This is a genomic window from Streptomyces swartbergensis, from assembly GCF_002148965.1.
In the GTDB taxonomy this organism is placed as follows: Bacteria; Actinomycetota; Actinomycetes; order Streptomycetales; family Streptomycetaceae; genus Streptomyces; species Streptomyces swartbergensis.
On the sequence record NZ_NGFN01000390.1, the window covers coordinates 1 to 7697 of the forward strand.

General features: G+C 71.0%; 5 protein-coding genes. 4 read left to right on the forward strand and 1 reads right to left on the reverse strand.

The window, feature by feature from the left end:
- The 3 genes from CA983_RS37505 to CA983_RS37515 form a co-directional block, all read left to right on the forward strand.
- The coding region (locus tag CA983_RS37505; protein WP_086605196.1) for a S8 family peptidase at positions 1 to 1671 on the forward strand (1671 nt) is incomplete at its 5' end.
- Between the two features lie 300 nt (positions 1672 to 1971).
- A complete protein-coding gene (locus CA983_RS37510) occupies positions 1972 to 2619 on the forward strand; it encodes a ScbR family autoregulator-binding transcription factor (protein WP_020273182.1) in 648 nt (215 codons plus the stop codon).
- 88 nt (positions 2620 to 2707) lie between these two features.
- A complete protein-coding gene (locus CA983_RS37515) occupies positions 2708 to 3892 on the forward strand; it encodes a damage-control phosphatase ARMT1 family protein (RefSeq protein WP_086605197.1) in 1185 nt (394 codons plus the stop codon).
- Between the two features lies 1 nt (position 3893).
- Here CA983_RS37515 and CA983_RS37520 read toward each other — a convergent pair whose 3' ends face one another.
- Positions 3894 to 4889: an endonuclease/exonuclease/phosphatase family protein gene (locus CA983_RS37520; protein WP_244207261.1), complete on the reverse strand. Its 996-nt coding sequence runs from the start codon at positions 4887 to 4889 to the stop codon at positions 3894 to 3896.
- Between the two features lie 429 nt (positions 4890 to 5318).
- Between CA983_RS37520 and cyc2 the strand changes: the two genes are divergently transcribed.
- A complete protein-coding gene (gene cyc2 / locus CA983_RS37525) occupies positions 5319 to 7481 on the forward strand; it encodes a germacradienol/geosmin synthase Cyc2 (RefSeq protein WP_086605198.1) in 2163 nt (720 codons plus the stop codon).
- Positions 7482 to 7697: the final 216 nt, after the last annotated feature.

Genomic DNA, 7697 nt, shown 5'->3' on the forward strand with positions numbered 1-7697 from the left:
CCGCCCGCCCAGACCGAGGCCGCCCCCGGCACCCCGGCCGAGCGGCTCATCGTCGGCTACAAGTCCGGTGCGACCGAGGCGAAGTCCGACAAGGCAGCCGCCGCCGACGCCGCGGCCAAGGCCGAGAAGACCGGCGAGGACATCGACTTCCAGCGCCGCCTCGGCACCGGCGCCGCCCTCGTCGACCTGGGCACGAACCCCGCCCGGGCGGACGTCGCCGACGTCGTCGCCCAGTACCAGGCCGACCCGCAGGTCGCCTACGTCGTGCCCGACCGCCTGAACAAGCCGACGGCCACCCCGAACGACACCGACTACGGCAAGCAGTGGGACCTGTTCGAGTCCACCGCGGGCATGAACGTCCCGGCCGCCTGGGACACCACCACCGGCACCGGCGTCACCGTCGCCGTCATCGACACCGGCTACGTCACCCACTCCGACCTGGCGGCGAACATCGTCGGCGGATACGACTTCATCTCCGACACCGCCGTCTCGGTCGACGGCAACGGCCGTGACAGCAACCCGGCCGACCCGGGCGACTGGTACAACGCGGGCGAGTGCGGCGCGGGCATCCCGGCCTCGAACTCCTCCTGGCACGGCACGCACGTGGCCGGCACCATCGCCGCCGCCACGAACAACGGCAAGGGCATCGCCGGCATCGCCCACGGCGCGAAGATCTCCCCGGTCCGCGTCCTCGGCAAGTGCGGCGGCTACGACTCCGACATCATCGACGCCATCACCTGGGCCTCCGGCGGCACCGTCTCCGGTGTCCCCGCCAACACCAACGTCGCCAAGGTCATCAACATGAGCCTCGGCGGGGGCGGCGCCTGCTCCAGCGCCACCCAGAGCGCCATCAACGGCGCCGTGAACCGCGGCACCTCGGTCGTCGTCGCGGCCGGCAACGAGAACACGAACGCCTCGTCCTCGTCCCCGGCCAACTGCAACAACGTCATCACGGTCGCCGCGACCAACCGCGCGGGCAGCCGGGCCTCGTACTCCAACTACGGCACGGTCGTCGACATCTCCGCCCCCGGCGGCGAGACCCGGACCTCCACCGCCAACGGCATCCTGTCCACGCTGAACTCCGGCACGAAGACGCCGTCGAGCGAGAACTACGCCTACTACCAGGGCACCAGCATGGCCACCCCGCACGTCGCGGGCCTCGCCGCCCTGATGAAGTCGGCCAACTCCGCCCTCACTCCGGCGCAGATCGAGTCGGCCATCAAGGCCAACGCCCGTCCGCTGCCCGGCACCTGCTCCGGCGGCTGCGGCGCCGGCCTCGCGGACGCCGCCAAGACGGTCCAGGCCGTCAAGGGCGGTACGTCCACCGGCACGACCTTCTCCAGCACCACCGCCGTCGCCATCCCGGACAACGGCGCGGCGATCGAGTCGCCGATCAGCGTCACCGGCCGCAGCGGCAACGCGCCGTCGGCCCTCCAGGTCGGCGTCGACATCACGCACACCTACCGCGGCGACCTCGTCATCGACCTGGTCGCGCCGGACGGTTCGGCGTACCGTCTGAAGTCCGCCGCCTCGGACTCCGCGGACAACGTGAACACCACCTACACGGTGAACGCCTCCGGTGAGAGCGCCAACGGCACCTGGAAGCTGCGCGTCCAGGACACCGCGGCGCAGGACACCGGCACGCTCAACGGCTGGAAGCTGACCTTCTGATCCTTCTGAATCTCCTGGTCCTCCTTCGACGAGGACGCTGAACGGGCAGCTCACGAGCGGGCGGGCCGGCCGGTGCGGATGGGGCACCGGCCGGCCCGCCTTTACGTGCGGCCGCACAACCCCCACAGTTAGATACCGAACGCGCTGTTTTCTTTCACCAGTTGCGATTGTTTTGCCGGATGTGCACCCGCACTCCGGCACACTGGTGTGGTGAACACCGTCTGAGGGTGAGTTATCGTGTACGCGGGGTAAAAACAAACGGCATGACCCGTTCATTTCGGTCCCGGGAGAGTTCAGTCGATGGCGAGGCAGTTGCGAGCCGAGCAGACCCGCTCGACGATCATCACGGCCGCCGCTGACCTGTTCGACCGTCGCGGCTACGAATCGACCAGTCTCAGCGACATCGTGGAGCACGCTCAGGTCACCAAGGGCGCCCTGTACTTCCACTTCGCGGCGAAGGAGGACCTCGCCCACGCGATCCTCGAACTCCAGTCGCACACCGCCCGCCGGCTTGCGGCGGAGACCGACCACCGCGGCCACACGTCCCTGGAGGCGCTGATGCGCCTCACCTTCGGCATCACCCGCATGTCCGTCGAGGACCCGGTCCTCAGGGCCGGCCTGCGGCTCGCCACCGGAGGGATCCGGCCCCGTCCGCCGCTGAGCCATCCGTTCACGGAGTGGCTGGACATCGTCACGGCCCGGCTCGTCGGCGCGGTCAAGGAGTCCGACGTCCACCCGGACATCGATATCGACGTCGTGGCCCACTCCCTGGTCTGTTTCTTCGTCGGCACCCGGGTCGTGGGCCGCTCCCGCGAGCCCGTCGCGCGCCAGCCCCGCCGGACGGCCGAGATGTGGAACATACTCATCCGCGGCCTGGTCCCGGTGACCCGCCGCGCCCGCTACCTGAGCCTGGCGGCCCGCCTGGAACGCGAACTGGCCCCGGTCTGACGGTCCCGGGCGGGACTGTGCGCCCCGGGTGAGCACGGGCCCGACCAGGCCGGCCGGGACATGGCGCCCGCGCGCTACGGTGAACCGCATGCCCGACACCCCATCCGCACCCGTGCTCCTCGGCGACCAGCCGGGCTCCTTCCCCCACAGCGTGCTCGCCGAGCGGCACCCGGCCATCATCCGGCAGGTGCGCGAGGCCTTCCCGTACGAACCCGGGCAGCACCGCGCGCTCGACGACCTGCTGGCGAACTGCACCAAGGGCGAGATCGAACCGCTCCCCGCCGACGCGCACGACCGCGACCTCTGGCAGACCTGGGGGCTGCGCGAGTACACCGGCCGGTCCTGGTTCGACGTGCCGTGGCTCTGGTCCGAGAGCTGGTTCTACCGCCGGCTGCTCCAGGCCGTCGGTTACTTCGGCCCCGGCCCCTGGCAGGGCATCGACCCGTTCCGCCCCTTCAAACTGGCCGAACTCGACTCCCGCGAGACCGACGAGGAACTCGCCGCGCTCGACGACCTCGCAAAGCTGCCCGCAGGCGAACAGGCACAGGCCCTGCTGCACGGCTCCCTCTGGGGCAACCGCGCCGACCTCGGCTTCCGGCTCTCCGCCGAGGGCGCACGGACCGCCGACGCCGCCCCCGGGCTGGTGGCCGACGACAGCGACCGGCTGTGGGCCCTGCTCGGCGCCTCCGGCACGGGCACCCTGTGCCTGGTCGCCGACAACGCGGGCCGCGAACTCGTCCCCGACCTGCTCCTCATCGCCCATCTCCTGGCCCACGGGCGCATCGGACGGGCCGTCCTGCACGTCAAGCCCTACCCGTACTACGTCTCCGACGCCACCACCGCCGACGTCGTCGACGCACTGCGCCGGCTGACCGGTGCCGGGGGAGCGGCCGCCGCGTACGGGCAGCGCCTGTGGTCCGCCCTGGCCGACGGCCGCCTGACCCTGCGCGCCCACCCCTTCTCCTGCGCCCCGCTGCCGTACGAGGAGATGCCCGCCGACCTGCGCGCCGACTTCGCCGCGGCCACGCTCACCGTCGTCAAGGGCGACCTCAACTACCGCCGCCTCGTGGGCGACCGGCTCTGGGCCCCGACCACGCCGTTCCCGGACGTCACCGCGTACTTCCCCGGCCCGGTCGCCGCCCTGCGCACCCTGAAGTCCGACGTGATCACCGGCCTCGACGCCCGCACCGAGGCCGAACTGGTCGCCGCGGAGGACCAGCGCTGGCGCACCAGCGGCACGCACGCGCTGATCCAGGTGAGCACCCCGGGGTAGCTCAGATCACCTTCACGTCCTGCCACACCAGCCGGTGGTCCGACGTCGGAACCGTCGCGCCGTCCCCCACCAGCCGGTACAGGGAGTCGCCGGGCGTCGGCCAGAACACGCCGTTCGCGCCCGGTACCAGCCCCCGGGACGGGATGACGTGGTCGACGCGCAGGTTGCCGGGCGCGGTGTCGCCGAAGTCGGCGGTGTCGTACGCCGGATCACCGAGGTGAGAAGCGTTCGCGCCACCCTGGAGCCGGGCCGCCTCCACCCCGCCCCTGCTCGCCGGCGGCTCGGTCGGCAGGTTGACCGCTGGGTGCTCCAGCAGCTGCCGTATGGCGTGGTCGTAGCTGTCGCCGTCGTACGGATCGGCGTTGAGGTCTCCCGCGATCACGAACCGTGCCCCGGGCCGCAGTCCGCCGCGCCGGCCCCGGTCGTCGTACAGGTACGCTCCGCGCCGCCGTCCGCCGATGTAGTCGGCCCACAGGCGTATCTCGTCGTGGTTGCGCCGGCCGTTGCGGTCCTCGGGGCCGTCGAAGGTGGGCGGGGTCGGGTGCGACACCAGGAAGTGCACGGTGTCCCGGCCGATCCGCACGGGCACGTCCCAGTGGCTCTTGGAGGACAGCCGCAGGATCGCCCGGGCCTCGTCGCTGTAGTAGCCCTCGGGCATGACGTTGCCCGGCATGTCCTTCCACAGGAAGTGCTGGAAGGTGCGCGCCGCGCGCGTGTCGATCGGGTACTTGGACAGCACGACCATGCCGTACTGGCCGGGGAACCAGCCGTACCCGTAGGCGTCCTGCCCGTAGGCGTCCGAACCGGGCGTGGTCACGGCCCCGTTCTTCCCGTCCAGGTCCACCCCCGTGGCGACGCCCGTGTTCACGGGACCGGTGAAGCGGTACGGATAGCGGACCGGGCGGGCGCCGCCCTGCCCCACCGCCAGGTAGTCGCGCAGGAACAGGCGGACCGCCGCGCCCTCGTCGTCGTGGTCGAACTCGTTGATCAGCAGCACGTCCGGGTCGACCCGCTGGATCGTCTCGGCGGCGTTGCGCGCCTGGGCGTCGTCCGGGGTGGACAGGTCCCGGAAGGGCGCCCCGCGCGGAGCGGTTCAGGGAGGCGTTGAACGTGGCGAACCGCACGGTGCGCCCGTGCCGTTCGGACGCCGAGGCGTGCGCGGCGGTCGCACCGGCCAGCGCCGCCCCCGCGAGCGAGGTGAGCGCGGCCCGGCGCGGCAGGGCTCGGGACTGCTTCATGGTGGACTCCGGTGAACGAGAGGGACAAGAGGGACGTGACTGCCAGGGTGCGGGCGTAAGTCTGCGCGCGTAGAGATGAACGCCACAAGGTCCGGCGATAACTCCCGCGTTCATGCCCGATTCACGCGATGGTGTGATCATGTCCGGCCCCGCGGATGCCGCTGCGAGGCGCCGGGTAGGGCCCCGCCATGACGCAGCCGTTCGAACTCCCGCACTTCTACATGCCGCATCCCGCGCGGCTGAACCCCCATCTCGACGAGGCCCGGGCCCATTCGACCGAGTGGGCGCGCGAGATGGGCATGCTGGAGGGATCAGGCGTCTGGGAACAGGCCGACCTCGACGCGCACGACTACGGCCTGCTCTGCGCCTACACCCACCCCGACTGCGACGGCCCCGCCCTCTCCCTCATCACCGACTGGTACGTGTGGGTCTTCTTCTTCGACGACCACTTCCTGGAGAAGTACAAGCGCAGCCAGGACCGCGTCGCCGGCAAGGCCCACCTGGACCGGCTGCCGCTGTTCATGCCGCTGGACCTCTCGACTCCCGTACCGGAGCCGGAGAACCCGGTCGAGGCGGGCCTCGCCGACCTGTGGGCGCGTACGGTGCCGAAGATGTCGCAGGACTGGCGCCGCCGCTTCGCCGTGGCGACCGAGCACCTGCTGAACGAGTCCCTGTGGGAGCTGTCCAACATTAACGAGGGGCGGATCGCCAACCCCGTCGAGTACATCGAGATGCGCCGCAAGGTGGGCGGCGCCCCCTGGTCGGCGGGCCTCGTGGAGTACGCGACCGCCGAAGTGCCCGCGTCCGTCGCGGAGTCCAGGCCGCTCAGGGTGCTGATGGAGACGTTCTCCGACGCCGTGCACCTGCGCAACGACCTGTTCTCCTACCAGCGGGAGGTCGAGGACGAGGGCGAGAACAGCAACGGCGTGCTCGTCCTGGAGACCTTCTTCGGCTGCACCACCCAGGAGGCCGCCGACACCGTCAACGACATCCTCACGTCCCGCCTCCAGCAGTTCGAGCACACGGCGTTCACCGAAGTGCCCGCGGTGGCCCTGGAGAACGGCCTCACGCCCGGCGAGGTCACGGCCGTGGCGGCGTACACCAAGGGACTCCAGGACTGGCAGTCCGGCGGTCACGAGTGGCATCTGCGTTCCAGCCGCTACATGAACGAGAACGCGCGCGGCAGCAGGCCCTGGCCGGGATGCAGCGGCATGGGCACCTCCGCCGCCGACGTCCGCGCCCTGCTCGCCGCGGCCGGAGCCGAGCGGCTGCGCTCCTACACGCACGTGCCGTACCAGAAAGTCGGGCCGTCACAGATCCCCGACATCCGCATGCCGTTCGCGCTCCAGCTCAGCCCGCACCTCGACCACGCCCGCCGGAACCTGCGCGACTGGGTGGACCGGATGGGCATCCTCGCCGAGGGCGTCTGGGACGAGGACAAGCTCCGGGCCTACGACCTCCCGCTCTGCTCGGCGGGCCTTGACCCGGACGCCACGCCCGAGGCCCTCGACCTCAGCGCGCAGTGGCTCGCCTGGGGCACCTACGGCGACGACTACTACCCGCTGGTCTACGGCCACCGCCGCGACCTGGCCGCCGCCCGGCTGACCACGGCACGCCTGTCCGACTGCATGCCGGTCGCCGGTGAGGCGCCGCCGGTCCCCGCCAACGCCATGGAGCGCGGCCTGCTCGACCTGTGGCTGCGCACCACCGCGGACATGACGCCCGAGTCGCGGCGCACCCTGAAGGACGCGATCAACGTCATGACCGAGAGCTGGGTGTGGGAACTGTCCAACCAACTCCAGAACCGCGTCCCCGACCCGGTCGACTACCTGGAGATGCGCCGCGCGACCTTCGGCTCCGACCTCACCCTGAGCCTGTGCCGGATGGGCCACGGCCCGGCCGTCCCGCCCGAGATCTACCGCAGCGGCCCGGTCCGCTCCCTGGAGAACGCCGCGATCGACTTCGCGTGCCTGACCAACGACGTCTTCTCGTACCAGAAGGAGATCGAGTACGAGGGCGAGATCCACAACGCGATCCTCGTCGTGCAGACCTTCTTCGGCTGCGACTACCCGACCGCCCTCGGCATCGTGCACGACCTGATGAGCCAGCGCATGCGGCAGTTCGAGCACGTGGTCGAGCACGAACTGCCCATCCTGTACGAGGACTTCCGGCTCACGGACGAGGGCCGCGCCGTCATGCGGGAGTACGTGTCGGACCTTCAGAACTGGATGGCGGGCATCCTCAACTGGCACCGCGAGGTGGACCGCTACAAGGCCGACTGGCTGGCCCGGCGCGCCCACGGCTTCCTCCCGGACCGGCCGCCCGCCCTGCCCGTGCCGGCTCTCGGCTGAGGCGGCGGCGCTTTCCGGCCAGATCCGCTCGGAACGGGGCATCGGGGAACCCCCGGCAGTGCGCCGGGGGTCTTCCTGAGGGACGGGAACAGGCAACGCACGACACGGGGGTTGGTACTGCTGCCGCTTGGCCGAGCGTAAGCGCGGGAACGGGAGTTCGCCTGTCGAATGTGTGACCTTTGCGGCTGAGGCTCGTTGGGTGCGATGGCTCTTCGA